General features: G+C 62.5%; 28 protein-coding genes. 22 read left to right on the plus strand and 6 right to left on the minus strand.

The genetic code is table 11. From position 1 onward, the window contains the following. Nucleotides 1–10: 10 nt before the first annotated feature. The 3 genes from ACQ4MS_RS02840 to ACQ4MS_RS02850 all read right to left on the minus strand — a co-directional run bounded on the left by ACQ4MS_RS02840 (nucleotide 11) and on the right by ACQ4MS_RS02850 (nucleotide 2,779). Entirely contained in the window at nucleotides 11–526 is a 516-nt protein-coding gene (locus tag ACQ4MS_RS02840; RefSeq protein ID WP_431097597.1) for a cupin domain-containing protein, read from the minus strand. 171 nt (nucleotides 527–697) lie between these two features. Further along, nucleotides 698–1,741 (minus strand): methionine synthase, encoded by a 1,044-nt coding sequence (locus ACQ4MS_RS02845; protein WP_431097598.1) that lies wholly within the window; start codon nucleotides 1,739–1,741, stop codon nucleotides 698–700. A 39-nt stretch (nucleotides 1,742–1,780) separates the two neighbouring features. Next, nucleotides 1,781–2,779: an LLM class flavin-dependent oxidoreductase gene (locus ACQ4MS_RS02850; RefSeq protein WP_431099521.1), complete on the minus strand. Its 999-nt coding sequence runs from the start codon at nucleotides 2,777–2,779 to the stop codon at nucleotides 1,781–1,783. A gap of 127 nt (nucleotides 2,780–2,906) precedes the next feature. Here ACQ4MS_RS02850 and ACQ4MS_RS02855 point away from each other — a divergent pair, with 127 nt between their 5' ends. Beyond that, on the plus strand, nucleotides 2,907–3,467 hold the full coding sequence (locus ACQ4MS_RS02855; RefSeq protein WP_431097600.1) for a YaeQ family protein: 561 nt from the start codon (nucleotides 2,907–2,909) through the stop codon (nucleotides 3,465–3,467). A 3-nt stretch (nucleotides 3,468–3,470) separates the two neighbouring features. On the opposite strand, the gene ACQ4MS_RS02860 is transcribed toward ACQ4MS_RS02855, so the two are convergent. From ACQ4MS_RS02860 to ACQ4MS_RS02870, 3 genes are all read right to left on the minus strand, one after another. Continuing rightward, nucleotides 3,471–4,385, minus strand: a complete 915-nt coding sequence (locus ACQ4MS_RS02860; protein ID WP_431097601.1) for an ion transporter — start codon at nucleotides 4,383–4,385, stop codon at nucleotides 3,471–3,473. Between the two features lie 197 nt (nucleotides 4,386–4,582). Then, on the minus strand, nucleotides 4,583–5,695 hold the full coding sequence (locus ACQ4MS_RS02865) for a mandelate racemase/muconate lactonizing enzyme family protein (protein ID WP_431097602.1): 1,113 nt from the start codon (nucleotides 5,693–5,695) through the stop codon (nucleotides 4,583–4,585). A gap of 57 nt (nucleotides 5,696–5,752) precedes the next feature. Next, on the minus strand, nucleotides 5,753–7,492 hold the full coding sequence (locus ACQ4MS_RS02870) for a long-chain fatty acid--CoA ligase (protein WP_431097603.1): 1,740 nt from the start codon (nucleotides 7,490–7,492) through the stop codon (nucleotides 5,753–5,755). 465 nt (nucleotides 7,493–7,957) lie between these two features. Between ACQ4MS_RS02870 and ACQ4MS_RS02875 the strand changes: the two genes are divergently transcribed. The 21 genes from ACQ4MS_RS02875 to ACQ4MS_RS02975 all read left to right on the plus strand — a co-directional run bounded on the left by ACQ4MS_RS02875 (nucleotide 7,958) and on the right by ACQ4MS_RS02975 (nucleotide 26,892). Beyond that, nucleotides 7,958–8,743, plus strand: coding sequence for a GntR family transcriptional regulator (locus ACQ4MS_RS02875; protein ID WP_431097604.1), 786 nt, complete (start codon nucleotides 7,958–7,960; stop codon nucleotides 8,741–8,743). Continuing rightward, complete coding sequence (locus tag ACQ4MS_RS02880) at nucleotides 8,740–9,528, plus strand: transporter substrate-binding domain-containing protein (RefSeq protein WP_431097605.1); 789 nt, start codon at nucleotides 8,740–8,742, stop codon at nucleotides 9,526–9,528. Before ACQ4MS_RS02875 ends, ACQ4MS_RS02880 begins: the two co-directional genes overlap by 4 nt. Before the next feature lie 142 nt (nucleotides 9,529–9,670). Then, nucleotides 9,671–10,333, plus strand: a complete 663-nt coding sequence (locus ACQ4MS_RS02885; protein ID WP_431097607.1) for an amino acid ABC transporter permease — start codon at nucleotides 9,671–9,673, stop codon at nucleotides 10,331–10,333. A gap of 17 nt (nucleotides 10,334–10,350) precedes the next feature. After that, nucleotides 10,351–11,031 carry an amino acid ABC transporter permease gene (locus tag ACQ4MS_RS02890; protein WP_431097608.1) on the plus strand — a complete coding sequence of 227 codons (681 nt, stop codon included), beginning with the start codon at nucleotides 10,351–10,353 and terminating at the stop codon, nucleotides 11,029–11,031. Next, the gene (locus ACQ4MS_RS02895; protein WP_431097610.1) at nucleotides 11,021–11,806 is read left to right on the plus strand and encodes an amino acid ABC transporter ATP-binding protein; all 786 of its coding nucleotides are present in this window, start codon (nucleotides 11,021–11,023) and stop codon (nucleotides 11,804–11,806) included. The genes ACQ4MS_RS02890 and ACQ4MS_RS02895 overlap by 11 nt, the downstream gene beginning before the upstream one ends. A gap of 333 nt (nucleotides 11,807–12,139) precedes the next feature. Further along, complete coding sequence (locus ACQ4MS_RS02900) at nucleotides 12,140–13,306, plus strand: MFS transporter (RefSeq protein WP_431097612.1); 1,167 nt, start codon at nucleotides 12,140–12,142, stop codon at nucleotides 13,304–13,306. Between the two features lie 28 nt (nucleotides 13,307–13,334). Beyond that, entirely contained in the window at nucleotides 13,335–13,613 is a 279-nt protein-coding gene (locus ACQ4MS_RS02905) for a hypothetical protein (RefSeq protein ID WP_431097613.1), read from the plus strand. Between the two features lie 21 nt (nucleotides 13,614–13,634). Further along, a complete protein-coding gene (locus ACQ4MS_RS02910; protein WP_431099522.1) occupies nucleotides 13,635–13,790 on the plus strand; it encodes a copper-binding protein in 156 nt (51 codons plus the stop codon). A gap of 92 nt (nucleotides 13,791–13,882) precedes the next feature. After that, complete coding sequence (locus tag ACQ4MS_RS02915; RefSeq protein ID WP_431097614.1) at nucleotides 13,883–14,284, plus strand: hypothetical protein; 402 nt, start codon at nucleotides 13,883–13,885, stop codon at nucleotides 14,282–14,284. An 87-nt stretch (nucleotides 14,285–14,371) separates the two neighbouring features. After that, nucleotides 14,372–14,698: a copper-binding protein gene (locus tag ACQ4MS_RS02920; protein WP_431097615.1), complete on the plus strand. Its 327-nt coding sequence runs from the start codon at nucleotides 14,372–14,374 to the stop codon at nucleotides 14,696–14,698. Then, on the plus strand, nucleotides 14,695–15,342 hold the full coding sequence (locus tag ACQ4MS_RS02925; RefSeq protein WP_431097616.1) for a hypothetical protein: 648 nt from the start codon (nucleotides 14,695–14,697) through the stop codon (nucleotides 15,340–15,342). Before ACQ4MS_RS02920 ends, ACQ4MS_RS02925 begins: the two co-directional genes overlap by 4 nt. A gap of 35 nt (nucleotides 15,343–15,377) precedes the next feature. After that, nucleotides 15,378–15,728, plus strand: coding sequence for a heavy-metal-associated domain-containing protein (locus ACQ4MS_RS02930; RefSeq protein ID WP_431097617.1), 351 nt, complete (start codon nucleotides 15,378–15,380; stop codon nucleotides 15,726–15,728). Beyond that, nucleotides 15,725–16,132, plus strand: coding sequence for a hypothetical protein (locus tag ACQ4MS_RS02935; protein ID WP_431097618.1), 408 nt, complete (start codon nucleotides 15,725–15,727; stop codon nucleotides 16,130–16,132). Before ACQ4MS_RS02930 ends, ACQ4MS_RS02935 begins: the two co-directional genes overlap by 4 nt. 134 nt (nucleotides 16,133–16,266) lie before the next feature. Continuing rightward, complete coding sequence (locus tag ACQ4MS_RS02940) at nucleotides 16,267–17,652, plus strand: TAXI family TRAP transporter solute-binding subunit (RefSeq protein WP_431097620.1); 1,386 nt, start codon at nucleotides 16,267–16,269, stop codon at nucleotides 17,650–17,652. A gap of 191 nt (nucleotides 17,653–17,843) precedes the next feature. Then, nucleotides 17,844–18,824, plus strand: a complete 981-nt coding sequence (locus ACQ4MS_RS02945) for an ABC transporter permease (RefSeq protein ID WP_431097621.1) — start codon at nucleotides 17,844–17,846, stop codon at nucleotides 18,822–18,824. A gap of 70 nt (nucleotides 18,825–18,894) precedes the next feature. Next, a complete protein-coding gene (locus ACQ4MS_RS02950) occupies nucleotides 18,895–20,478 on the plus strand; it encodes an ABC transporter substrate-binding protein (RefSeq protein WP_431097622.1) in 1,584 nt (527 codons plus the stop codon). A gap of 143 nt (nucleotides 20,479–20,621) precedes the next feature. After that, nucleotides 20,622–21,539: an ABC transporter permease gene (locus tag ACQ4MS_RS02955; RefSeq protein ID WP_431097624.1), complete on the plus strand. Its 918-nt coding sequence runs from the start codon at nucleotides 20,622–20,624 to the stop codon at nucleotides 21,537–21,539. A gap of 2 nt (nucleotides 21,540–21,541) precedes the next feature. Next, entirely contained in the window at nucleotides 21,542–22,519 is a 978-nt protein-coding gene (locus ACQ4MS_RS02960) for an ABC transporter ATP-binding protein (protein WP_431097625.1), read from the plus strand. A gap of 86 nt (nucleotides 22,520–22,605) precedes the next feature. Beyond that, nucleotides 22,606–23,631 carry an ABC transporter ATP-binding protein gene (locus tag ACQ4MS_RS02965; RefSeq protein ID WP_431097627.1) on the plus strand — a complete coding sequence of 342 codons (1,026 nt, stop codon included), beginning with the start codon at nucleotides 22,606–22,608 and terminating at the stop codon, nucleotides 23,629–23,631. 56 nt (nucleotides 23,632–23,687) lie between these two features. Next, the gene (locus ACQ4MS_RS02970; protein WP_431097629.1) at nucleotides 23,688–24,896 is read left to right on the plus strand and encodes a M20 aminoacylase family protein; all 1,209 of its coding nucleotides are present in this window, start codon (nucleotides 23,688–23,690) and stop codon (nucleotides 24,894–24,896) included. A gap of 232 nt (nucleotides 24,897–25,128) precedes the next feature. Further along, entirely contained in the window at nucleotides 25,129–26,892 is a 1,764-nt protein-coding gene (locus ACQ4MS_RS02975; RefSeq protein WP_431097631.1) for an ATP-binding protein, read from the plus strand. Nucleotides 26,893–26,960: the final 68 nt, after the last annotated feature.

Here is a 26,960-nt window from a genome sequence, read left to right on the forward strand (position 1 = left end):
ACACAGCGTTTTATACGCCCCCATGAGGATGGGTTGGATCCACCCACAGCACAGTATCGGGTTTTTCCACGGGCTCGATATCCAGGTTGACAGCAACCGCCTCGCCATCGCTGCGGCACAGTACGCATTCGAGCACCTCGGTCGCACTGGCATTGATTTCCTGGTGCGGCACATAAGGCGGCACGTAGATAAAGTCGCCCGGCCCCGCTTCAGCGGTGAACTCGAGATGCTCACCCCAGCGCATGCGGGCTCTGCCCCGAATCACGTAGATCACGCTTTCGAGGTGGCCGTGGTGATGCGCGCCGGTCTTGGCGTCGGCATGAATCGTTACCGTACCAGCCCACAGCTTTTGCGCACCCACACGGGCGAAGTTGATGGCGGCGCGCCTGTCCATGCCCGGTGTTTGCGCGGTGTTGCTGTCCAGCTGGTTGGCCGCAATCACGCGCACACCATCATGCTTCCAGCGAACGTCGCTGTGCGGATGGCCGTGATCATGGCTGTGGTTGTCGCTGTGGTTGGAAGTCACGTTAAATTCCCCTCTCTCAAAAAATCGAGGCGAGCTTTTTGGCAAGCAGGGGACCTCGGAACCGGCTTTGCCGGGCCGCAGGCCCAGTGGTCCCCTCGGGGGCAGCACATTGCACGCAGCCGAAGGCGAAGGCGAAGGCGAAGGCGAAGGCGAAGTGAAAAGCGTGAGGCTTCATTTGTACCGCTCGCGCGCCAGCGCCGCACCTGCGCCCAGGGCCTGCAGTTTTTTCAGCGCCACTTCGCGGTCCATGGGCGCCAGGCCGCAGTTGGTGCAAGGAAACAAGCGGTTCTTGGGTACATACTTCAGTGCCTTGCCGATAGTGTCGGCTACCTGCTCGGGTGTTTCAATCTCGTCACTGGCCACGTCGATCACGCCGACCATCACGTCCTTGCCCTCCAGCAACGCCATCAGGTGCGGCGGTACATGCGAGTGGTAGCACTCCAGGCTGACCTGCCGGATGGTGCTTTTGGCCAGCGCCGGAAACACGGTTTCATACTGCCGCCATTCCTCGCCGAGGGTTTCCTTCCAGTCGGTATTGGCCTTGATGCCATAGCCGTAGCAAATATGCACGGCGGTTGTGCACGTGAGGTCCTGCGCCGCGCGCTCAAGCGCTTTCACGCCCCAATCGGCGGCTTCTTTCATGTAGACGTTGAAGGCGGGCTCGTCAAACTGGATGATGTCCACACCATCGGCCTGCAGGGCCAGCGCCTCCTGGTTCAGCAACTCGGCAAATGCCATCGCCAGCTTGACCTTGTCGCCATAGAACTGATCGGCCACGGTGTCGACAATCGTCATCGGGCCGGGCAAGGTGAACTTGATTTTTTTGGTGGTGTGCGCGCGCAGCAGGCGCGCTTCCGCGGCATGCACCCTTCCCTTGAGCCTGAGCTTGGCAATCACCTGCGGCACCATGGCGTCATAGCGGTTGTCGCGTATGCCCATCTTGACTTTGTGCTCGAAATCGATGCCGTCGACCTGCTCCAGGAAGCCGTGCACAAAGTGCTGGCGCGACTGTTCGCCGTCACCGATCACATCCAGGCCGGCGTCTTCCTGCGCCTTGATCCACAGCAGTGTGGCGTCGGCCTTGGCCTGCTTGAGCTCCTCGCCCTCTGCTTTCCACTGTGGCCATAGTTTTTGGGTTTCAGACAGCCAGCCGGGCTTGGGCAGGCTGCCGGCAATGACGGCGCTGAAGAGCGGTGTTGCGGAAGGTGTTGTCATGGCTTGTTCCTTGTCTCATCATTGTTGTTCGCGGCGGCTTCAGAAAAACTCGCGGGCCAGCAGTTCATACGAACGCCTTCGCGCGGCAGGGTCGTGTGTCCAGGTAATCACAACCAGTTCGTCAACCCCCAGTGTATGGGCCAGCGCCCGCAATCTGGCGGCAACCTGCGGACCGGTGCCGACCAGCGCGCTGGCCCTGAGATTGTCGGCCTGCGCCTGTTCGGCCGGGGAGTAAGGCCTCAGCGCCACTTCTTCCGGGGACGGCAGAGCCGCCAGCGCACCACGGTTACGGTCTATCTTCCAGCGCTCACGGCCCGAGAAATGATGCCATGCCTCGGCTTCGGTATCCGCCGCCAGCGCCCAGACGCAGAGCACCGCCTGCGGCGCCGGGTGTCGCGGGCTGGGCCGGTAGCTGGCGCGGTAAACCTCCAATGCCTGTTCCGCGCCCTGCCCGTCGGTGATGAAATAAGCGAATGCATACGGCAGCCCATAGTGCGCAGCCAGTTGCGCACCGTAGTCGGAACTGCCCAGCATCCACATCTCTGGCGTAGTCGGGCCCATGGGATTGGCCGTCACGCCGCGGCCCGGGTGGCCTTCAGGCAAATCAACGCCGGCAAGCCAGGCTTGCAGCTCACGCACCTGGATGGGAAAGTTGTCGGCCGACTGGCGCGGGTCGCTGCTCAGCAAGCGCGCCGTGCGCATGTCGGAGCCAGGCGCGCGGCCCACGCCCAGGTCGATGCGGCCCGGCGCGATGGCTTCGAGCACCCGAAACTGCTCGGCCACCTTCAGCGCCGCATAGTGCGGCAGCATGACGCCGGCGCTGCCCACGCGGATGCGGCTGGTGGTGGCCGCGATGGCGGCCATCAAAACCTCGGGCGCGGAGCCGACGATGGTGGGATGGCTGTGGTGTTCGCTCACCCAAAACCGCTTGTAGCCCAACGCCTCGCAATGTCGAGCCAGCTGCAGGGTTTCGCGGATGGAGGCATCTTCCGTGCGGCCGGTGACGGCGACGGACTGGTCTAGGACGGACAGCGAGATCATGGTCGGGTGACTATAGCCAGCAGCGATAAACCGCGCTTGGCGGGGGTTTCGGCGGCGGCGCCGCGCGCTCTGTTCCAATAGAGGGTTAGTTCCCGTCCAGCCCCGAGATAAAGAAGTACATCCTATGGCACTCAAAGCCACCATTTACAAAGCGCAACTGGCGTTATCCGACATGGACCGCAACATCTACGCCGACCACAGCGTGACGATCGCGCGTCACCCGTCGGAAGCCGACGAACGCATGATGATTCGCCTGCTGGCCTTCGCGCTCAACGTGCCGGCCGACGACAAAAAGGGCAACCTTGAATTCGCCAAGGACCTGTGGGACGTGGACGAAGCTGCTCTGTGGCACAAGGACTACACCGAGCAGATCCTGCACTGGATCGACGTAGGCCAGCCCGACGACAAGCGCCTCATGAAGGCCGCCGGCCGCGCCGAAAAAGTCAGCGTCTACAGCTTTGCCAGCAGCACGCCGGTGTGGTGGAAAAACATTGAAACCAAGCTGACCCGCGCAAGCAACCTGGTGGTCTGGCAGATCGACGCCGCCGAAAGCCAGGCCCTGGCCAAGCTCGCCGAGCGCAGCATGCAGTTGCAGGTGACTGTGCAGGACGGCACGGTGTGGATGAGCACGGCACTCGGTTCGGTAGAGATCACGCCGCGCCGGTTGACAGCCGCCGGACCCTGATAGTCAGGGCGCCTGAGGCGGCGCAGTCTTCGCGTCCCCGGCCTGGTATTGATAGCCCGGCAGCGCCGCACCGCAATGAAAGCAGAAGTCCGCCTCCGCCAGGTGGCCCTCGGTGAGGCATTCGTGGCAGGTGCGCGTGGTGGGCAGAGGCAGCAATTGCAAGCGCCGCTGCGCCGCCATTTCGGCGGTAACGATGCCGGTCGGAACCGCCAGGATGCCCCAGCCCAGCAGCATCATGAAGGAACTGATCAGCCGGCCGAGGTCGGTCTTGGGGGTGATATCGCCAAAGCCCACAGTGGTGACGGTGGTGATCGCCCAGTAGACCGACGTCGGTATGCTGGTAAAGCCGTTGGACGGCCCTTCGACCACATACATCACGGTACCCATCACCAGCACCATCATCACCACGGCCGAGAGGAACACCAGAATCTTGCGACCGCTGGCAGCCAGCGCGCGGCCCAGTGACTGGTATTCGGCCACGTACTCGGTCAGCTTGAAGATGCGGAACACGCGCAGCAGGCGCAGCACTCGCACGTCGATGAGCGCGTGGAGTTCCGGAAAGAACAGCGCCAGGTAGGTCGGCAGCACAGCCACCAGGTCGATGATGCCGAAAAAACTGGTGGCGTACTGCAGCGGCTTGCGTACACAGACCAGGCGCGCGATGTACTCGGCCGTGAACAGCAGCGTGAAGAGCCATTCGAGCGCCGCGAACGCCCGCCCGTGCGCGGCATGGATGGCCTGCACGCTGTCGGCCATCACCACGGCAATGCTGACCAGGATAAGGACGATCAGCGCCTTGTCGAAAAGCCGGCCCGCGCGCGTGTCGGCCTCGAAGATGATGGTGTAAAGGCGCAGCCGCCAGCCAGACAGCGGCTTGTCGTCAATGTCTTGCGGGGCAGGGGGGGTGGGTTTGGCCATGAATGGAACAGTGCGGTGGGGCTGGGATTTTCTACGTTAGAGCAGTCTACCCGGGGCAGTCCAGCACGATGACCGGCACGGGACGCCGCAGGGCTATTCAATGAAAATGCTATCTTTTTGATAGCTGACAACCTCCGGATCGTACCGGCAGCAGGCCATTTTCTTTAGAGAAAAGTGTCCCTTACGTTGTCGAGCATTCAGGACGTTGGCCGGCGAAACTTCGCCCACGCTGCTTCGGTCGGCGTGGTGCTGGCGCCCGGCTGCTGCGGCAGGCTGAAATGGCCGTCCACCACCCGCGCGGGCTCCAGGAAGCAGTCCTTGATCCAGGGGATGTATTCCAGCACGGCGCAGGCCGGGTGCGCGTGGTTGAGGTGCACATGCACCTGGCTCATGTCGCCCGCGTGCGGTGCCACCGGCAGCCTGAAGGAATGCGCGGTATCGCAGACTCGCAGTACCTCCGTGATGCCGCCCATGCGCGTCACGTCGGGCTGTACCCAGTGAATCGCTTCCTGGTGAAAAAATTCAGCAAACGCATCGTGGGTGTAAAGCTGCTCGCCCAGCGCGACAGGAATGCGGGTGCCGCGCGCCAGTTGCGCATGGCCTTTCACATCGTCGTACCAGAGCGGCTCTTCAATCCAGTAAAGATCAAAAGCCTCCGCCGCGCGGCAAAAGCGCTGGCAGGTGGGCAAGTCCCATTTGCCGTTGCCATCGGTCGCCAGGGTGACGGCGGGGCCGATAGCGCGGCGCACGGTCTCCAGGCGCTTGAGGTCGCGGTCGACGCCGGAGCCAATCTTGACCTTGATGCCGGTAAAGCCTTCATCGACCGCGCGCTTCGCGCCGGCCACCAGTTGATCATCCGGAATGCTGAGCCAGCCGATGTCGGTGTTGTAGGCGCGCACTTTCTCGCGCACCTGGCCGCCCAGCAGCTTCCACAGCGGCACGCCAGCGGCCTTGGCTTTCAAATCCCACAGCGCGATGTCGATGGCCGCGTGCGACAAGGTGGTAATGCCGGCGCGTCCTACCCATTGAAGGGCCGGGTTGCGCGCCAGCTTGAGCCACAGGCGCTGGATGTCCGCCGCATCTTCGCCCAGCAGCAGCGGCGCATGGCAGGTTTCAATGCAGCGTGTGATCAGCTGGTCGCTGGGCAGGTGGGCGTGGGTGCCGGTAAAGCCGTAGCCGGTGAGGCCGGTGTCGGTATCGATTTGCGCGCCGACCACGCCCCAGTGCGAAATGGTGTGCGTGCTGTCGGCAATCTGCGAGCCCGTGACGGGCACATGCAGGATGAAAGGCCTGACCGATGTGATTTTCAATTTTGTCTCCCGATAGCGCAAGCGCTCAGAGCCCTCATCGTGCCAGAAGCCTTCACTTCATGCCTTGCCCTGCTCCGCTTCCTGCAGCGCACGCCACATGACCTTGCCCGAGCCGCTCTTGGGCAAGGCATCGACAAACTGCACAACCCGCGGGTACTTGTACGCCGCCATGTTGTCCTTGCACCAGTCGATGATGTCCTGCTCCGTCGTCTGGCCTTTGGCGGCGGCACGCAGCACCACCACAGCCTTGACGGTCTCACCGCGATAGGCGTCTTTGGTGGCGATAATGCAGGCCTCCTGAATGGCCGGGTGCCTGAACATCAGGGCTTCGACTTCGGCCGGCCACACCTTGAAGCCCGAGGCGTTGATCATGCGTTTGAGCCGGTCGGTGATGAAGAAATAGCCCTGCTCGTCCATACGCCCCAGGTCGCCTGAACGGAAGAAGCGCTTTCCGTCGATTTCAATAAAAGCATCCGCCGTCGCGTCCGGCCGCTTCCAGTAGCCCTGGAACACCTGCGGCCCACTCATGATGATTTCGCCCTGTTCGCCCTGGGGCACTTCCTTCAATGTGATGGGGTCGATGATGCGCGAATCACAACTCATGAAGGGCACACCCAGGCATTGCTGCCTGGTGGCGTCATAAGGGTTGCTGTGCGAGGGTGCTGCGGTTTCCGTGAGGCCGTAGCCTTCGGCAAAGCGCAGCCCGTATTGCTCCCACAGACGCTGGGCCACGGCCTGCGGCATGGCCGCGCCACCGCCGCCGATGTACACCAGGCTGCTCAGGTCAAATGCCGCAAAGTTGGGGCTGGCCAGCAGGTCTATCACCATGGTCGGAATATTCGTCCAGTGCGTCACACGCCAGCGCGAGATGAGCTGCCCCGCCAGCTCGCGGTCCCAGCGCGGCATGATGACCAGCGCTGCGCTGCCGTAGATCGCCGCGTGCATCACGGAGACCATGCCAGTGATGTGGAACATCGGTACCACGGACAGCGTCACGTTCTCAAACGTGCTGCCGCCCCACAGGCAACTGGCCACCGCGTTGTGCATGATGCTGGCATGTGTGTGCATGCAACCCTTGGGAAGGCCGGTGGTGCCACTGGTGTAAGGAAGCACGGCCAGGTCTTGCGGCGCGGCGCTATGCGGAGGCAACTCATCGGCAGCGCCACCTTCCATTGCATCGTCCCAGCTCATCACCGTGCCGCCCTCCAGCACAGGCAGCGCATGGCGCGTGCCCAGCCATTCGCGCCAGGCTTCGGGCATGGCCGCGTCGCCGCTGCCCCGCGGAGCCATGTCAAAAGCATCGCTGTAATGCGTGACCACCATGTGCGTGAGCCGCTCGGCGGGCTCCAGCTGCGCATTGGCCCTGGCCAGCTCGGACGCGAGGTCGGCCGTGGTGATGGCGACTTTCGCATCCGGGTCGGTGATGTAGTGCTTGAGCTCCTCGGCCCGGTTCATCGGATTGACCGGCACCACCACGGCATTGGCCCGTAAGATTGCAAAGTGCGCGATCACCCACTGCGGGCAATTCTGCATGTTGAGCACCACTCGGTCGCCCTTGCGCACGCCCATGCCGTGCAGCGCGGCGGCCAGGCGCTCAGCCTGCCGCATCACTTCGGCATAACTGAGTACGCGGTTGAAAAAGACCAGCGCGGGCTTGTCCGGAAAGCGCAGCGCACTGACCGCCAGGTTGTGCCACAGCGAAGTGGCTGGCGGCGTAATGCTGTGCGGCAGGCGCTTGGGCCAGACCTGGTGGTGCAGATTGTGCGGGGTCGGGGTGGCAGGGGAAACAGAGGACAAGAAAAACTCCAGGAAGCGCGAGGCAAGTGCAAACGCCGGCACAGCCTACCCCGAGATCACGCGACCCACATCCGGGAAGCTCCCGATACAACATTGTCACCTGAGCGACCGGCGCTCCACAAAGACAAAGCGGCATGACCAGCCGGACACCCACACCGCATGGGGACGCAGGGTGCCGGTCCGGCCTTCATGGACAGCGACGATTTCGCGCAGTTTCCGGTTTCCGAAATGCCGCGCTGAACTCCAGCCGTGAAAGCATCCCGCGCCCAACTGTCTTGAAGGCCAAACCTTGGCCGCAGGGACCCGCGGTAGCCCGGGTCCCCACGCCATTCCCCTTTCTGGTGCAGACAGCCCCAAAACCCAGCGGTTTTGAGCAGTCCGGCACGCCAGACAGGTGCACACAACTTGTATACCAGTTGATTGAACCAGTTTGGCGGCTGGCACGGGATATGCACTGTCTGGCGCATGGCCACCGCAGCAGACATCAGCAACCGCATCATTGAAGCCGTGATGGCGCAAAAGCTCGCACCGGGCGCGCGCCTGGGCGAGCAGCAGCTGGCGATGCTGTTTGACTGCAGCCGTACCATCGTGCGCGAGGCCCTCACCCGCCTGGCAGTGCGCGGCATCGTCACCGTGAGCAGCCGGCGTGGCTGGTATGTCATTGAGCCATCGCAAGAAGAAGCACGCGAGGCCTTTGAGGCGCGCCGTGTGATCGAAATGGGCCTGATCCGCTGCACCGGCGATGTCAGCAAGGCGGCCATCAAGCAGCTCAAAAGCCATCTCACGCGCGAGAAAGCCGCGGTGAAAGGCGACGACGTGGGCCTGCGCAGTTTTTTGCTGGGCGATTTTCACGTGTGCCTGGCCGAATGCCTGGGCAACAGCCTGCTGGCCGACACCCTGCGCGACTTCACCGCGCGCACGACCCTGATCGCCATGCTTTACCAGTCGTCGCATGACGCGGCGCAATCCTGCGAAGAACATGTGCAGATCGTGCACGCGCTGGAAAAAGGCGACCTTGCAAAGGCCGAAAAACTCATGCAGGTCCATATCGGCAGCGTGCAGGCCGCGCTCAAGCTGCAAACCAGCGCGGGCGACCCGTTGTCGCATTTGCGCAGCGCGCTCAGCCCGCTGGATGCGCAGGCACCCAACAGCAAATCGGGGCCCTCCACGCCCTCCCGTGTTCGCAAGCCCGGCCGTGCCACGGCCAAACCATCAGAAGAATCCTCAACCTACCTTGGAGCCCTGCTATGAATTCCAGTAAACGCGTTTTATCCCTTGCCCTTGCCGCAGCCGCTGTGCTGGCCGCCTCCGGCGTCCATGCGCAAACCGCGCTCGACGACATCATGAAGGCGAAAGAAATCAAGATCGCCATCCCGACTGATTTCCCGCCTTACGGCATGGTCGGCACCGACCTGAAGCCCCAGGGCCTGGACGTGGAAATGGCCGGATACATCGCGCAAAAAATGGGCGTGAAGGTTGAGCTGGTGCCCGTGACCAGCGCCAATCGCATTGCCTACCTGCAAACCAAGAAAGCCGACCTGGTCATTTCCACGCTGGGCAAAAACCCCGATCGCGAAAAAGTCATCGACTTCACCGCCGCTTACTCTCCCTTCTTCCAGGCCGTTTTCGGCCCCAAGAGCCTGAGCATCAAATCGTTCTCCGACCTTACCGGCAAAACCATCAGCGTGACACGGGCCGCCCTGGAAGACCAGGAACTGACCAAAGTCGCGCCGGCCGGCCTGGACATCAAGCGCTTTGAAGACAACAACACCACCGTGTCGGCCTACACCGCAGGCCAGGTTCAGCTGATTGCCACCGGCGCTTCCGTGGCCGGCAACATGATGGCCAAGAACCCCCAGCTGAACACCGAGTACAAGCTGCTGCTGAAAGACTCACCCAACTTCATCGGGGTCGGCAAAGGCGAAGACAAGCTCCGCCTGAAGGTCAACGAAGTGATTGCCGAAGCGAAGAAGAACGGCGACCTGGACAAGATCGCGATGAAGTGGCTGGGTCGTCCTGCCGGCGATCTTCCCTGAAAAATTGTTGCAGACCCCCGTTGCGGTTCGCTTCGCGTAGCCGCCTCCCCCCTTGCAGGGGGCGCCGCTTGCGGCCCGGCTAAGCCGGTTCCGCTGCGGCCGCTGGCCTGCAGGCAGTCCCACTCAACAGGAAGTGAATCAGATGCGCGTCGAGCTTGATTTCATGGCCGTGCTGTCGCAGTGGCCGCTACTGGCCATTGGCGTCGCCTGGACGCTGGGCCTGACGGCGATCTCATCGGTCGTCGGCATGCTTCTGGGCATGGCCTTTGCCTGGGCGCGGGCCAGCGGGCCGACGTGGCTGCGCTGGGTGGTGGGCACGTATGTGGAGCTGATCCGCAACACACCCTTCATCGTGCAACTGTTTTTCATCTTCTTCGGCCTGCCCGCCGCCGGCTTCAAGCTCTCGCCCGAAACCGCCTCGGTACTGGCCATGGTGATCAACCTGTCGGCCTACGCCACCGAAATCATCCGCGCCGGGGTCGAAGCCACGCCGCGCGGCCAGATAGAGGCGGCTGAAAGCCTGGCACTCAATCGCGTACAAATTTATACCCGCGTAGTGTTGCCGCCGGCACTCAAGAAGGTATGGCCCGCCATGGTGAGCCAGATCATCATCGTGATGCTGGGCTCGGCGGTCTGCGGGCAGATCTCGACGCAGGAGTTGTCTTATGCCGCCAACCTGATCCAGGGCCGCAACTTCCGGGCGTTTGAGGCGTTCATCATCGCCACGCTGATTTATCTGGTGCTCTCCGTTGCAGTGAGAAAACTGCTGAACTGGATGGGCCCTCGCTTCCTCTTCGGCCGATAACCCAGGGCAGTCACACCATGATTGAATTTACTGTCTGGGACATCTTCCGCAACCTGCTGCTCGCAGCGCGCTGGACCATTGGTCTTTCGCTCGTCGCCTTCATAGGTGGCGGCCTCGTCGGCATGCTGCTGCTGGTGGGGCGTTTGTCGGCCACGCGCGCGGTGCCGGGCGGGCAAAAGGCCGCGCTCATCATGCGCCGCGCGCTGGACACCTATGTGCTGCTGTTCCAGGGCACGCCGCTGCTGATGCAACTCTTCCTCGCCTACTTCGGCCTGGCACTCTTCGGCATCAATGTTCCGGCATGGGTGGCGGCGGCGGTGGCGCTGACGCTTTACACCAGCGCTTACCTGGCCGAGATCTGGCGCGGCTGCGTCGATGCTATCCCGAAGGGCCAGTGGGAAGCCGCGCAAAGCCTGGCGCTCAATTTCGGCGAGCAACTGAAGTACATCGTGCTGCCACAGGCCGTGCGCATCGCCGTGCCGCCTACCGTGGGCTTTCTGGTCCAGGTCATCAAGGGAACGGCTCTGGCCTCGGTGATCGGTTTTATCGAGCTCACCAAGGCCGGCACCATGATCACCAATGCCACCTTCAAACCCTTTGTGGTGTACAGCTGCGTCGCGCTGATGTACTTCGCGTTGTGTTTCCCCGTCTCCCTGTATGCCCGAAAGCTTGAGAGGAAAGCCCGCAATGGACGCTAACGTCGCACAATTCCCCGCCAACCCGGCAACCAAGGTACCTGACCGGACTCTCGTTGAGATCAACCAGCTACGCAAGAGCTTCGGCAGCAACGAGGTATTGAAGGGCATTGACCTGGAGGTCAAGGCCGGCGAGGTGATCGCGATCATCGGCAAAAGCGGCTCGGGCAAGAGCACCCTTCTGCGCTGCATCAACGGCCTGGAAGTTTTTCAAAGCGGAACGCTGCGCGTGGACGGCAAGCATCTGCTGCATGACAACCCCCAGGTCATGCGCGAGTTGCGCCAGCACGTCGGCATGATCTTCCAAAGCTTCAACCTCTTTCCACACCTGACTGTCGGCAAGAACATCATGCTGGCGCCCACGCTGGTCAAGAAAACCGCAGGGGCACCCGCTGAAGAGCACGCGCGGGCTTTGCTGCAGCGCGTGGGCCTGGCCGAAAAGTTCGAGGCCTGGCCCGACCAGCTTTCGGGCGGGCAGCAGCAGCGCGTGGCGATCGCGCGCGCGCTGGCCATGCAGCCTTCGGTGCTGTTGTGCGACGAGATCACCTCGGCGCTGGACCCGGAGCTGGTGGGCGAGGTATTGCAGGTGGTGGAAAGCCTGGCTGCCGAAGGCATGACGTTGCTGATGGTGACGCACGAGATGAATTTCGCCCGCAAGGTATGTGACCGCGTGGTCTTCATGCACCAGGGCCGGGTGCATGAGATCGGGCCGCCGGACGACGTGTTTTCCAACCCGCAGACCGCCGAACTCAAACAGTTCCTCGGCATGATCCAGTAGGCCCGGCCTGTTCGCGGGCACCAATCGTGGGATCCGGCGCGCAGCCGGCAGCATGCCGCAGCCAGTCGACCTGGAGGTGGCACAAAACGCATCAACCCCGCCTGTGACCGGGCCTTGGGCTCCAAAAACCCGACGAGCCGCGACAGGCAACCTTGCCCCTGCCCCTGCAGGGTTGGGTGACTTCCCGCACAATGACGGTGAGTTCTTTCTTTTGCTCTCAATTTGATAGCTGCTTGCGCCGGATCTTGTTGGGCCGAGGCCGATTTTTTACGCCCACAGCTCCACGGCAAGCCTGGCCGTGCTTCCTGACCTTCCATCGAATCCCTGCTGCCCATGACCGCCATGCCGCCCATCCTCTATTTTTTCGCCTTGTGCAACCTGGTGATCGGCAGCGGGGCCTTTGTGCTCGGCGGCATCCTGCAGCCCATGAGCGCCTCACTGGGCATCAGCGTGGCGGCTGCCGGCCAGGCCATGACAGCGTATGCCATTGCCACCGCGGTGCTGGCCCCCCTGCTCATCATCCTCACCGCCAGATGGCCGCGCAAGCGCGCTGTCCAGCTGGCACTCGGCCTGTTTACCGCGGGCTGCCTGGTGTGCGCCGTCGCGCCGAACTTCCCCTTGCTGCTGCTGGGCCGTGTCCTGATGGGTGCGGGCGCCATGTTCACTGCCGCCGCATCTGCGCTGGCGGTCAGCATGGTGGTGCCCGCCTTGCGCGGCCGGGCGCTGTCCATCACCTTCCTGGGCATGAGCATCAGTTATGCCGTGGGCCTTCCGATAGGCGCCTGGCTCGGTTTTGAGTTTGGCTGGCGCGTGCCGGTGTGGCTTTCGGCGGGGGCAAGCCTGGCGGCACTGGTCGCGGCGAGCTGGCTGATTCCGGCCGACATGGCCAGCGCGGGCACCAGCTTTGCCGGTTTCCGCGCCGCCGCGCGCCAGCCCGCCGTGCTGCGCGTGTGGGGCCGCACGCTGCTGTATTTCATTGCGATCTTCAGTGTATTTGCCTATGTCGGCCCGGTATTGCAGGCACTGAACCCCATGAGTTCAACGCAGCTCTCCGCCACGCTGGCCGTCTTCGGGCTGGCAGGCGTGGCAGGTACGCTGATGGGCGGCTGGGCCACCGACCGCTTTGGTGCACTGCGCAGCATGCGTGTGCAACTGAGCGTGCTGGTGGCGATGATGTGCCTGCTGCCGCTGACACGCGGGTACGTCCCGGCCACCATGGCCGTTCTGGTGCTGTGGGGCATTGCCGGCTTCGGGCTGATGGCGCCGCAGCAAAGCCGGCTGGCCACTTTGTCTCCCGCGCAGGCGCCGCTGCTGCTCAGCCTCAATGGCTCCATGCTGTATGTGGGCACGGCGCTGGGCGCTGTCGTCAGCGGTGCGCTGCTGGACCAGGTCGGTTTTGCGCAGCTGGGCTGGGTCGGTGTGCCTTTTGGGTTGCTGGCCATGCTGACGCTGGTGTTCGACCGTATGCCGGCGCGGGTGCAAGCGTCCGCCGCCGTTTGAGTGCGTCCTCAAGTTCGACGGGCAAGCCATGACACCTCTGCATCAGCTGGATGCACTGCAAAACGCAGTGCAGCAACTGCGCGATGACGGTATCCGTGTGAGCGACTTTGCGCAGCTCGCCGCGCAGCAGCAAAGTCTTGCAGCCGCTTTGCCCGCCCGCTTCAGTGAAGTGCTGTCGCAGCTGGTCAACCGCCTGGAGTCTGCCGCGCTTTTTACCGAAGAAAGCTGCTCGTTCAGCCAGAAAGAGTTACTGGACAGCCTGCAACTCTGGATCGACAAGGCCCGGCAGCAGCTCCAGACAACCTGACGCCCCAGGGCGAGCGGCAGACTGCCCGTCCTCAATCGCCGGAATGCCCATGGCGGCCCTGTTCCAGGCAAGGACCCGGCTTCGCTGGAGAGGGTCAAAGCCGGCGACCGGGTCCGTTTCACCGCGGACAAGCGCAACGGCGCCTTCACGGTGCTGACGATAGGGCCCCGGAAATAAACGGCCGCCGCAGAAAATGGGCCGATGGCACGGTTTTGTGCCTTCCGGCAGGCAGACACGGAACTTTCCGTGCCTCGGCTTATCATTCACTGATGCGCGTTCTGCTCCTGGCTCTCATGATCGCCCTGCTGCCAGTGCGCGGCTGGGTAGGCCATGCCATGGCAGTAGACATGGCCGCGCAGCAGGTGATGCAGGCCCAGCAAGCCGCGCCTGCCGCCGAACCCGGCGCTGAGGCGTCGGCCATGCCCGAAGACTGCCCCATGCATGCACAGGCAAGCAGCCCGGCGGAACTGGCCGGCAGCACAGAAACTCCCGCGGCGGACGGCTCTCACTGCGAGGGCTGCAACACCTGCCAGCTGTGCCTGGCGCTCGCCTCTTTCACCTGGGAAGGTCCGTCGCATGCCGCCTTCGCGCCGCATGCCGAGCCACTGGCCGGTGGCAGCAATTTCAGCAGCGCCGACCGCGCTTCAGGCTTCAAACCGCCCATTTCCTGATCTCCATGCCCAAGGTTCGCCTGCTGCCTCGCGGCAGGCGCTTTGAATCGGGGCGGCCCTTTGCGCCGCCCGCTTCCGGAGATCGAAATGAGGAAATTTTTATGTGCACGGCGCGGCGCCGCCGTTTTCGCGGCCGCCCTGCTGGCCCTGGCCGCCCCCACGTATGCGGCAAGCCCGGCGGCCGGCGAGGCCGAAGTCGTCAGGGCACAAGTAGTGAAAGTAGACGCAGGCCGCGGCAAGGTCACGCTCAAGCATGCCCCCATCAAAAGCATCAAGATGCAAGCGATGACCATGCCCTTCAAGGTGAAGGACGCGGCCATGCTGGAAAACCTGAAGGCCGGCGACAAGGTCACTTTCTCTGTCGCCACCGAGGACGATGAACTGGTCGTCACACGCATTCAGGTGGCGAAATGAAGCACCGCCTGCGTTGGATGCTGGCGCCCGCCTTGGCGACCGCGGCGGCGCTGGCGCATGCCGGCCCCATGGGTTTCAAGGACAGCACCATGGCCATGGGTGACTTCAGCCCCAACTGGCGCGAAGCCTGGGTCAACCATGCGCTGACGCCGCGCGACGCGCTGGGCGCCGGCGGGCTGTATATGCGCTCAGACGACAAAAAGCTGACGCGAGAGTTCGCGGAGCTGACCTACACCCGGCTGCTGCACCGCGTCAATGGTGAGCATTCGCAGGCCAACTTCTGGTTTGTGGGCGGCGCCGGCAATTTGCGCGGCAATGACTTTGGCGGCAGCAAAACCATGCTGGCGCCGGGCGTTTCGGCCGACTATGAAACCACGCGTGTGTATGTTTCGGGCTCGGTCAGGCTGTACCGCGCGCCGGGCATCAGGCACGACTTTGCCTCGGTGCGCGCCGGCTTTTCGTTTTATGAAACCGACTACGACGAAACCCAACCGTGGCTGATTGTCGAAGCACGGCGCATGCGCGGGCTGTCGGAGAAAACCGAGATCACGCCCATGCTGCGCCTCATCCACAACCGCTATTTCGTCGAGTTCGGCATCAACAACATGAAGCAAGGCCGCTTCAACTTCATGTACATCTTCTGAAAATTCATCTGTTACTGCCATTCAAGGACTTCATCATGAAATCAATTACTATCAAATTCATAGCATCCTGCACAGGTATCACCTTGGCTACAGGCATTTTTTCCTCTGCATGGGCAGCCGAAAGCATCAAGGCCACTGTCAACGGCATGGTCTGCGCCTTTTGCGCGCAGGGTATCGAAAAACGCCTGTCCAAGCTGCCCGCCACCAAAGCGGTGTTTGTCGACCTGAAGAAAAAAGTCGTGGCGGTCGAGGCCAAGGAGGGCCAGGCGCTGGACAGCAAAACCATCACAGCCGAAATCACCGATGCGGGCTATGACGTGGTCAAGCTGGAGACCGTGCAGCAATCGGTCGCCGAGATCAAGGCGGGCATGAAAGCCGCCAAATGAGCGATCTGCCCAAAGGCGGCGAACGCCCGGGTACCTGGCCGGCGCTGTCCCCCTGGCTGGCGCTGTTTGCCAGCTCCGGGACCCTGATCTGCTGCGCGCTGCCCGCCCTGCTGGTGGCGGTTGGCGCCGGCGCGGCCCTGTCCAGCCTGGTGTCGGCTGTGCCTGGAATCGTGTGGGTGAGCGAATACAAGGCTGAAGTCTTCGCCTTCGCCGGCCTGATGCTGGTGGCCAGCGGCGTGGCGCAGTGGCGAAACCGCTTTGCCCCCTGTCCGGTAGACCCCGCCCTGCGCGACGCCTGCCTGCGCACCCGCAAGGCGTCGGCCCGGATCTACCTGGCCAGCCTGGCGGTGTATGCCGTTGGCGGCTGGTTTGCCTTTGTGCAGCCTTTTTTTCAGGCGTTTTGACTGGGGCGTCGTGAAAAATTCGCTATTATTTTTATAGCAACCCGCACTGATACTTCTTGGGCTAGAAGCATTTTTTACCAATAGAAAAGCTTCTCCGGGACCGGCTGATCCCGTCGCGTGCTATGGTTCAGCGCATGCCAAAAACCATACGCTACACCTTGCTGTCGCTACGCGATCTGTGGGTCTCCGCCGGGCCTTTTATCCTGCTGGCTGTTGCCTTGCTCGCGCTCGCCTATTGGTGGCTGGACCCGAATCCGCCCAAGCGCGTGACGCTGGCCACAGGCCCGGCGCAAAGCGCTTACGAGGAATTCGGCAAGCGCTACGCCAAGGCATTGGCGAGCGAAGGCATTGAGGTGGTCCTCCAGCCTTCCGAGGGCTCGGCCGCCAACCTGCAGTTGCTGCGTGAAGGCAAGGTCGACGTGGGCTTTGTGCAGGGCGGCACCAGCGACTACACCGGCCAGGATGAAGAAGACCTGGCCTCCCTGGGCAGCCTTTTTGTGGAGCCGCTGTGGCTGTTTTACCGCGAAGACTCGGCGCGCAAAGTAGCGGCGGCACAGGCGGCGAAAACGCCCGGCGCCCGCGCAGCCAACAGGCCGGGGCCGGCGGAGGACGCCACGCTCACGGCGCTCACGCAGCTGCAAGGCCTGCGCGTCAACTTCGGCACGCCGGGCAGCGGTGTTCCGAGCCTGATGGGCAAACTGCTTGAAAGCAACCGCATTGACCCCGCCGCGCTGAAGATATCCCGGCTGGAGCAAACCCCGGCCACGGTGGCTTTTCTGGGCGGCGAGCTGGACGCGATTGTGTTTGCGTCGGCGCCGGAATCGCTCATGGTGCAGATGCTGCTGCAAACGCCCGGCGTGAAGCTGATGGACTTCGCCCAGAGCGAGGCCTACTCCCGGCGCTTTGCCTTCCTGACTCCCACTCGCCTGCCGCGCGGCGTGGTGGACCTGGCGGCCAACATTCCCCCTGACGATGTGCAGCTGGTAGCGCCCACCACGTCGCTCATTGCGCGCACCGGCACCCATCCCGCCCTGCAGCAGCTGCTGGCCCAGGCCGGCAACGACATCCACGGTGGGGCCGGCTGGTTCAAGAGCGCCCGCGAATACCCCAACCGCGACAACAGCGAACTGCCGATCGCCAAGGAAGCCGAACGCGCCATCAAGAACGGCACCCCGGTGCTGCAACGCTATCTGCCTTTCTGGGTCGCCAACCTGATCGAACGCATGTGGCTGGCGATGGGCATCATCATCGCCATCATGCTGCCACTGTCGCGCATCATCCCGCCGCTGTATGCCTTTCGCGTCCGATCACGCATTTTTCGCTGGTACGGCCGGTTGCGTGACATTGAAAACCGCGTGGACAGCTCCGGGGATGGCAGCGGCAATGCCGCCCTGCTGGAGGAGCTCAACAGCCTGGAAAGCCGGGCCGAGAAAATCACAGTGCCGCTTTCTTACACCGACGAGCTGTATGCGCTGCGCAGCAACATCCACCTGGTGCGCAAAAAACTACAGAGGCTTTGACGGCTTGAAGCCCCTCGCGGCACCGCACTGAATGAAGGCCCTGTGCGGCCCAAAGAATGACGCAAGCGCCAATTTGGGGCGGGTTACGTCAGGTTGCTGCAGATTGCGAATTTCTTTAACCCTAAAGTAAACCCCTGTGTCGGCACGACTGTTGCTCTGCTAGTATCGTCCGACACTTTTTCCTTTGGCCGATGCCCGCTTTTATTCTGCGCCGCCTGATACAGGCCGTGATCGTGATGGTCGTGGTCGCCTTGATTGCCTTCATGCTCTTTCAGTATGTCGGCGACCCGGTGGTGTTCCTTCTGGGGCAGGACGCCACACCGGCGCAGATCAGCCAGCTGCGCACCGACCTCGGCCTGGACCGTCCTTTTGTTGTCCAGTTCTGGCACTTCCTGGTCAACGCCGCGCAGGGTGAGTTCGGCCTGAGCCTGCGCCAGGGTGCCAAGGTGTCGCGGCTGATTTCCGAACGTTTCCCCGCGACGCTGGAGCTGGCGCTGGTAGCAGCTTTCATGGCCCTGCTGATCGGCATCCCGATGGGCGTGTATTCAGCGCTGCGCCGAGGCTCCTTCCTGAGCCATGTGTTCATGACCGTGTCCCTGCTGGGCGTGTCACTGCCCACCTTCCTGATCGGCATCCTGCTCATCCTGGTGTTCTCCGTCGGCCTGGGCTGGTTCCCGAGTTTTGGGCGTGGCGAGACAGTCCAGATCGGCTGGTGGACCACAGGCCTGCTCACGGCCAAGGGCTGGCACCACATTGTGCTACCGGCTGTGACGCTGGCCGTCTTTCAGCTCACGCTGATCATGCGGCTGGTACGCGCCGAAATGCTGGAGGTGCTGCGCACCGATTACATCAAGTTTGCGCGGGCCCGCGGCTTGTCCGACCGGGCCATCCACTTCGGCCATGCCTTGCGCAACACACTGGTGCCGGTGATGACGATTACCGGCCTGCAGCTGGGCGGGCTGATTGCTTTCGCCATCATCACCGAAACCGTGTTCCAGTGGCCTGGTATGGGCTTGCTGTTTATCCAGGCGGTGACCTTTGCGGACATTCCCGTCATGGCCGCTTACCTGTGCCTGATTGCGCTGATTTTTGTAGTCATCAACCTGATCGTCGATCTGCTGTATTTCGCGGTAGATCCGCGGCTCCGTGTCAGCACTGCCAGCGGCCACTGATAGCGCAAGTCGCACCCTCTTTGTTCCTTTACCCCCCGCAAGCCCTCATCCCTTTCACAAGGAGTTCCTGATGAAATTCAAGTCCAATCTGCTTTCAGCCGCTGTGCTGTGCGCCCTCGCGGCTACAGGTTTTTCCGCCTCGGCGCAGACCCTGCGGGTCGCCAACCAGGGCGATTCGCTGTCGATGGACCCGCATTCGCTCAATGAATCGTTGCAACTCAGCGTGACGGGCAATGCCTATGAGGGCCTGGTCATCCGCAACAAGGATCTGAGCCTGGCGCCTGGCCTGGCGACCGCATGGAAGCAGACCTCGCCCACCGTGTGGCGTTTCGAGCTGCGCAAGGGCGTGCAATTTCATGACGGCACTCCGTTCACCGCCGATGACGTGGTGTTCAGCATCAACCGCACGCAGGCTGAAGGCTCCGACATGAAGAGCTACACCAACGACCTCAAGGAAGTGCGCAAGATCAACGACCACACCGTGGAAATCGAGACCAAGACGCCCTTCCCCATCCTGCCCGAAGTGCTGTCACTGGTTTACATCATGAGCAAGAAATGGTGTGAAACCAACCAGGCGACCAGACCGGTTGACCGCCGAAAAGGCATCGAAAACGCTGCGTCCTTCCGCGCCAACGGAACCGGTCCCTACCGCGTGCGCGAACGCCAGCCCAATGTGCGTACCACCTTTGTCCGCAACGGCACCTACTGGGGCAAGATTGAAGGCAACGTTCAGGAGGTGATCTACACGCCTATCGGCAACGACGCAACGCGCGTGGCGGCATTGCTCTCCGGCGAGGTTGACGTCATGGAACCGGTGCCGGTACAGGATATCGACCGCGTCAACAGCAACGCGGCCACCCGCGTCCTGGCAGGGCCTGAACTGCGCACCATTTTCCTGGGCATGGACCAAAAGCGCGACGAGCTGCTTTATTCGAGCGTAAAGGGTAAAAACCCGTTCAAGGACAAGCGCGTGCGCCAGGCCTTCTACCAGGCCATCGACATCGAGGGCATCAAGAAAACCGTGATGCGCGGCGGCTCCAACCCGACAGCGCTGCTGATCGGCCCCGGCATCAACGGCTTTCAGGCCGACCAGAACAAGCGCCTGCCCTACGACCCCGAAGCCGCCAAAAAACTCATGGCGGATGCCGGTTACGCAAGCGGCTTCGAAGTATCAATGAACTGCCCAAACGACCGCTACGTGAACGACAGCCGGATTTGCCAGACCGTGGCGGCCAATCTCTCGCGCATCAACGTCAAGATCAACCTGCAGGCTGAAACCAAGGGCACTTATTTCCCCAAGATCCTGCGCCGCGACACCAGCTTTTACATGCTGGGCTGGACACCGGGCACCTATGACACCCACAACGCGCTGAATGCGCTGGTCGCCTGCGTCGACGACAAAGGCGCCGGCCAGTTCAACCTGGGCGCCTACTGCAACCCGAAGGTTGACGACCTGACCAAAAAAATCCAGTCCGAAACCGACAAAGCCAAGCGCAATGCCATGATCAAAGAAGCGTTCGACATCCACGGGGCCGACGTTGGGCATATACCGCTGCACCAGCAATCGCTAGCTTGGGGTATGAACAAAAAAGTGGAGCTGGTTCAGCTAGCCGACAACTTCATGTTCTTCAAGTGGATGACCGTGAAGAAATAGGTACCCCCTGCTGCCTTTTCGCTTCAGCGTAACGGCCTCTCCCCTACAGGGGACAACAGCTGCGGCCCGGCAAAGCCAGTTCCGCGCTGTTCTGGCACAGACCTCGCTTCGCTCGTCACAGAATATACGGACCGATTTTTTTGATGAAGACAACTCTTGCGCGCTGGCTGGACAGTGATGTCGGCTACAGCTTTCGCCACTCTCCGGTGGCGATGGCTGCGGCGGCTATTGCGCTGGTCTGCATTTTCTGTTCGGTATTCGCGGGTTGGGTAGCTCCGCATGATCCGTTCAACCTGAGCACGCTGGAGCTCAGTGACGCGCGCCTGCCGCCGGCCTGGAGCGCAGATGGCACCTCCAAATACCTGCTTGGCACCGACGACCAGGGGCGCGACATTTTGTCGGCGCTAATGTATGGCGCGCGAATTTCTCTGGTGGTGGGTGCGGCGTCCGTCATCCTCTCCACGCTGGTAGGCGTGTCACTGGGCCTGCTGGCGGGTTTTCGCGGCGGTTGGATTGACGCGGCCCTTATGCGCGTTTGCGATGTGATGTCGTCTTTCCCCCCCATCCTGGTCGCGTTGCTGATCGCTGGCGTGGGCCGTGCGGTATTTCCGGATGCCAGCCAGCTGCTCGCCATGGGTGTGCTGATCTTGTCGATCTCCATGGGGCAATCGGGCTGGGTGCAATATGCGCGCACGGTGCGTGGTTCCACCATGGTGGAGCGCAGCAAGGAATATGTGCAGGCAGCCCGCGTCACGGGCGTGGCGCCCTTGCGCATCATGCGGCGTCATGTGCTGCCCAATGTGATGGGGCCGGTGCTGGTGCTGGCAACCATCCAGGTAGCGACCGCCATCATCACCGAGGCCACCTTGTCTTTCCTCGGTGTGGGCGCACCACCCACCTCACCTTCGCTGGGTACGCTGATCCGCGTCGGCAACGACTACCTGTTCTCGGGCGAGTGGTGGATCACCGTATTCCCGGGCCTGATGCTGGTGCTGATTGCGCTCAGCGTCAACCTTCTGGGTGACTGGCTGCGTGATGCCCTCAATCCAAGGCTGCGGTGATCATGAGTCTTCTGCAAATCAAGAACCTGATCGTTGAGTTTCCCGGCCGGCGCGGCACACTGCGCGCGCTGGATGACATTTCGTTCGACATTGGGCCCGGTGAAATCCTGGGCGTCGTGGGCGAATCCGGCGCGGGGAAATCGCTCACAGGCGCTTCCATCATCGGCCTGCTGGAGCCCCCTGGCCGGATAACGGGTGGTCAAATCCTGCTCGAGGGCGAACGCGTTGACAACCTGCCCCACGAGCGCATGCGGCACATCCGGGGGCGCAAGATCGGCGCGATCTTCCAGGATCCGCTGACCTCTCTGAACCCGCTTTACACCATAGGCCGGCAACTGGTGGAAACCATCCAGGCCCACCTGCCGGTGACGGCGCAAGAGGCCCGCCTGCGTGCCATCGAACTTCTGGATGACACCGGCATCCCCGCAGCTGCGCAGCGCATAGACCACTACCCGCATCAGTTCTCGGGCGGCATGCGCCAGCGCGTGGTGATTGCCCTGGCGCTCGCGGCTGAGCCCAAACTGATCGTGGCCGACGAACCGACCACCGCGCTGGACGTGTCGATCCAGGCCCAGATCATCACATTGCTCAAAAACATCTGCCGGGACCGCGGCGCCGCCGTCATGCTGATCACCCACGACATGGGCGTGATCGCCGAAACCTGTGACCGCGTGGCCGTGATGTACGCGGGACGCATCGCCGAGATCGGCCCGGTGCATCAGGTGATCAATCATCCGTCGCACCCCTATACCGCGGGGCTGATGGCCGCGATTCCCGACATCGCGGTGGAGCGCGAGCGCCTCTACCAGATCGATGGCGCCATGCCGCGCCTGAACGCCATTCCCCAGGGCTGCGCCTTCAATCCGCGTTGCCCCAGAGCCTTCGACCGCTGCCGCCAGGAGCGACCCGACCTGATGCCGGCCGGTGGCACGCGGGCCGCCTGCTGGCTGCATGACGCGCATGCGGGGGTGGCGGCATGAGTGATATTTTGAGTACGTCCCAAGTTAGCACGGGAGAATTTTCCGCCGGGCCGCTCCCGGAGAAATTAGCACCTGGCGATAGCGCGATGGGCAGCGAAGTTCGCGAAGCGACGCGTGTCGGGGCGCCATTGGTCCAGGCTCACGACCTGGCCAAGACCTTCGATGTGTCCCCGCCCTGGCTTAACCGTGTGCTGGAACGCAAGCCCCGGCTGCTGCTCAAGGCCGTCGACGGTGTCAGCTTCGAGATTGAGAAGGGCAAGACGCTGGCACTGGTCGGTGAGTCAGGCTGCGGCAAGAGCACCGTGGCGCGACTGCTGGTGGGCCTGTATGAACCCACGCGCGGCGGCCTGCATTTTGACGGCCAGGACGCGCATGCAGTGTTCAAGACAACGGCCGGCCGGCAGCTGCGCAGCCGTATCCAGATGATCTTCCAGGATCCGTACGCCAGCCTGAACCCGCGCTGGACGATTGAAGACATCATCGCCGAGCCGCTGCGCGAGCACGGCATCCTGGAGGGCGGCGTCGCACTCAAGGCGCGCGTGGGCGAGCTGCTCAAGTCGGTTGGCCTGTCGCCACTGGACATGCCCAAGTACCCGCATCAGTTCTCGGGCGGGCAGCGCCAGCGCATTTCCATCGCACGCGCGCTGGCCACAGAACCCGAATTTCTGGTCTGCGACGAACCCACCTCAGCGCTCGACGTGAGCGTGCAGGCGCAGGTGTTGAACATCATGAAGGACCTGCAGCGCACGCGGGGCCTGACCTACCTCTTCATCTCGCACAACCTCGCGGTGGTACGCCATGTCAGCGACCAGGTGGGCGTAATGTACCTGGGTCGCCTGGTCGAATTGGCCGACAAGCACACCCTGTTTGATACGCCGCGCCACCCCTACACGCGCATGCTGCTGGATGCCATCCCCAAGATGCACGACACCGGCCGCGCCCGCACCCCGGTTTCCGGGGAAGTGCCCAATCCACTGAATCCGCCCGGCGGCTGTACCTTCCACCCACGTTGTCCGCACGCCAATGCGCGTTGCCAGAGTGAAAAGCCGGAGTTCCTGAATCTGGATGGCATTCGAGTGGCCTGCCATGCGGTTGAAGAGGGACGGATTTAGGGCTCTCTGCAAATTCGGGCGAGCCTGGTTAACATGCACTTTTAGGGGAAATAGCCGTGAAAATCATTGACTCCATCCTGGCGGAGACCGCCGAAATAGCGGCTGTACGCCGTGACATTCATGCCCACCCTGAACTGTGTTTCCAGGAAGTCCGCACCGCCGACGTGGTAGCCAAAAAACTGGAAGCATGGGGGATCACCATTCACCGTGGCATGGGCACCACCGGTGTGGTGGGCATTGTGCACGGCCGTGACGGTGGCGCCTGTGGCCGTGGCGTGGGCCTTCGCGCCGACATGGACGCGCTTCCGATGCAGGAGTTCAACAGGTTTTCCCACGCCAGCAAACATGCGGGCAAGATGCACGCCTGCGGCCACGACGGCCACACCGCCATGTTGCTGGCAGCGGCGCATCATCTGGCACAAAACCGGAACTTCGACGGCACGGTCTACCTGATCTTCCAGCCGGCCGAAGAAGGCGGTGGCGGCGCGCGCGAGATGATCAAAGACGGCCTCTTCGAAAAATTCCACATGGAAGCCGTCTTTGGCATGCATAACTGGCCAGGCGCGCCGGTGGGAACTTTTGCCGTCAGCGCGGGGCCGGTGATGGCGTCAAGCAACGAATTCAGGATCACCATACGCGGCAAGGGAAGCCACGCCGCGATGCCGCACAACGGCATAGACCCTGTGCCGGTGGCTTGCCTGATGGTGCAGGGCTTCCAGAACATCATCAGCCGCAACAAAAAGCCTGTGGACGCGGGCGTTATCTCGGTGACCATGATCCACGCCGGCGAGGCCACCAACGTCGTGCCCGACTTCTGCAAACTGCAGGGCACGGTGCGTACCTTCAGCCTCGAAGTGCTGGACCTGATCGAAAGGCGCATGAAGGAAGTCGCCGAACACACCTGCACCGCCTTCGAAGCGCGCTGCGAATTCGAGTTCAACCGCAACTATCCCCCTACCGTCAACAGCGCCGCCGAAGCCGATTTTGCGCGCCAGATCATGAAGGACATAGTGGGCGCAGACAATGTTCTGGCGCAGGAACCCACCATGGGCGCTGAAGACTTCGCCTACATGTTGCAGGCAAAGCCTGGTGCCTACTGCTTCATCTCGAACGGCGATGGCGCTCACCGTGAGATGGGCCATGGCGAGGGGCCCTGCACGTTGCACAACCCAAGCTACGACTTCAACGACGACCTCATTCCGCTGGGTGGTACTTACTGGGTTCAGCTGGCTACGCACTGGCTGGGCACAAAAGCAAAGGGTTGAATATCGGCGCTGTAAAACCGCCGTGGTTTTGTAGGTGGGTTTTTCACGGGGAGTTTCAGCCCCCCCGAATCCCCCGAGCGGCACCTGAGCATCCCCAAAGGCCAAAAAATGATTCCGGCCACAGGGAAAACGCCACGACACAGGCGCGGGGACGTTCCCACCAAAGCCGCATAATGAAACCCAGGCGCAGCCATCACGGCGGCCACCTTCTACGGAGCACGAAAGCCGCGCCATGCCGTCCGACGCCGACCTGCACCTCCACCTGAAGCAGCTGCAACAGCAATACCAGGCGTTGGAAGCCGACTACCGGAATTTGCAGGTTGAAAAGCAGAAGCAGGAAACGTCCGCCAACCTGTGGCTGGAGCAACGCACCCGCGAACTGCAGGCCGAAGCACGGGAACAGAAAAAAGCCGAAACGCTGCAGCGCGTGTTCTACCGCATTGCCGAAAGGGCGGCTGCGGACCTTTCCTTCTATGATTTCCTGCAGTCGGTTCACGGGCTGCTGGGCGAGTTACTGTATGCGAAGAACTGTTATGTGTGCCTCTACGACGCACAGAAGCACCGCAAGGACTTTCCGTATTACGTGGACGAACGCGACGGCGATGCGCTGCAACTGAGCAATGTGCCCTACCGCAGGGGGTTGACCGAGGTTGTGCTGAGCACCGGCAAACCACAAATTATTGACGCCACGCGCCTGAAAAAACTGGAAGCCGCAGGTGATGTGACGGAAGGCAGCGGCGACATGACCTTCAGTTCCTGGCTGGGCGTTCCCATGCACATACGCGGCACGATAGGCGGTGTGCTGGCAGTCCAGGGCTATGAACCAGGCGTGGCCTACAGCGACACGGACGCCGACATCCTGTCGTTTGTCGCCAACCATGTCAGCAGCGCCATTGAGCGCTACCAGGCGCTGGACGAACTGCGCAAGTCGGAAGAGCGCTACCGCACGGTGATCGAAAACGTCGGTGTCGGCGTGGTGGTGGTGCAGGACGGCCGCATGGTGTTCGCCAACCCCAGCCTGGAGCGCATCGTGGGCCATCCGCGGGAATACCTGCTGTCTCGGCCCTACACGGCGACTGTTCACCCCGACGACCTGCCAGTGATGCAAGACCGCCACGAACGCCGCCTGCGTGGTGATGAGGTCGACTCGATGTATGGCTTTCGCGTGATCACCCAGGCCGGCGAGGTGCGCTCGCTGGAACTCTCCGCGGTGCAGATCGAATGGGGCAAGCGTGAGGCGACTCTGATTTTCGTGGTGGACGCCACGGCCCGCCTGCAGGCCGAGCTGACGCAGCGCCAGACCCTGCAGCGGCAGACCGAGCTCAATGACATGAAGTCGCGCTTCATCTCGGTGGCTTCGCATGAATTTCGCACGCCGCTGGCCTTTATCCTGTCGTCCGCCGAGCTGCTCAAGCACTACGGCGACCGCCTGCCCGAACCCGAAAAGGCCGAGGTCATCACCACCATAGAAACCGGCGTGCAGCGCATGACCCAGATGCTGGATCGCGTGCTGCTGCTGGGTAAGGTGGAGGCGCAGATGCTGGAGTTCCAGCCGGCCGAGGTCAACCTGCAAACGCTGTGCCAGGATCTGCTCGAGGATGCCCGAATCCAGCATTCAGAGGGAGGCTGCGAGCTGGCGCTGGAATTCGAGGCCAGCCCGGCGGTCGGGCTCTTCGACGAAAAGCTGCTGCGCCATATTTTCGGCAACCTGCTGTCCAACGCCATCAAATACTCTCCGCAGGGCGGAAAGGTCCTGTTTCGGGTCTTTTCCTCGGAAGGACGGGTGGCCTTTGAAGTCTCGGATCAGGGCATAGGGGTTCCCGCCGAAGAGCTTCCCCACCTGTTCGAATGGTTCCACCGGGCCAGCAACGTCGGTGAGATCCAGGGCACGGGACTGGGCCTGGCCATCGTCAAAAATTCGGTCGACCTGCACGGTGGCCGCATAGAGGTATCCAGCGTCGTGGGCAAGGGAACACGCTTTACCGTCACGATTTGAGTCGCGGAACCCCGCCGACCAAACGGCGCACCGGGCAGATTGGGGAAACGGGGGTAAGGCTATAAGAT

Origin of the sequence: Polaromonas aquatica (assembly GCF_050626995.1) — a bacterium.
Classification (GTDB): Bacteria; Pseudomonadota; Gammaproteobacteria; order Burkholderiales; family Burkholderiaceae_C; genus Polaromonas; species Polaromonas aquatica_A.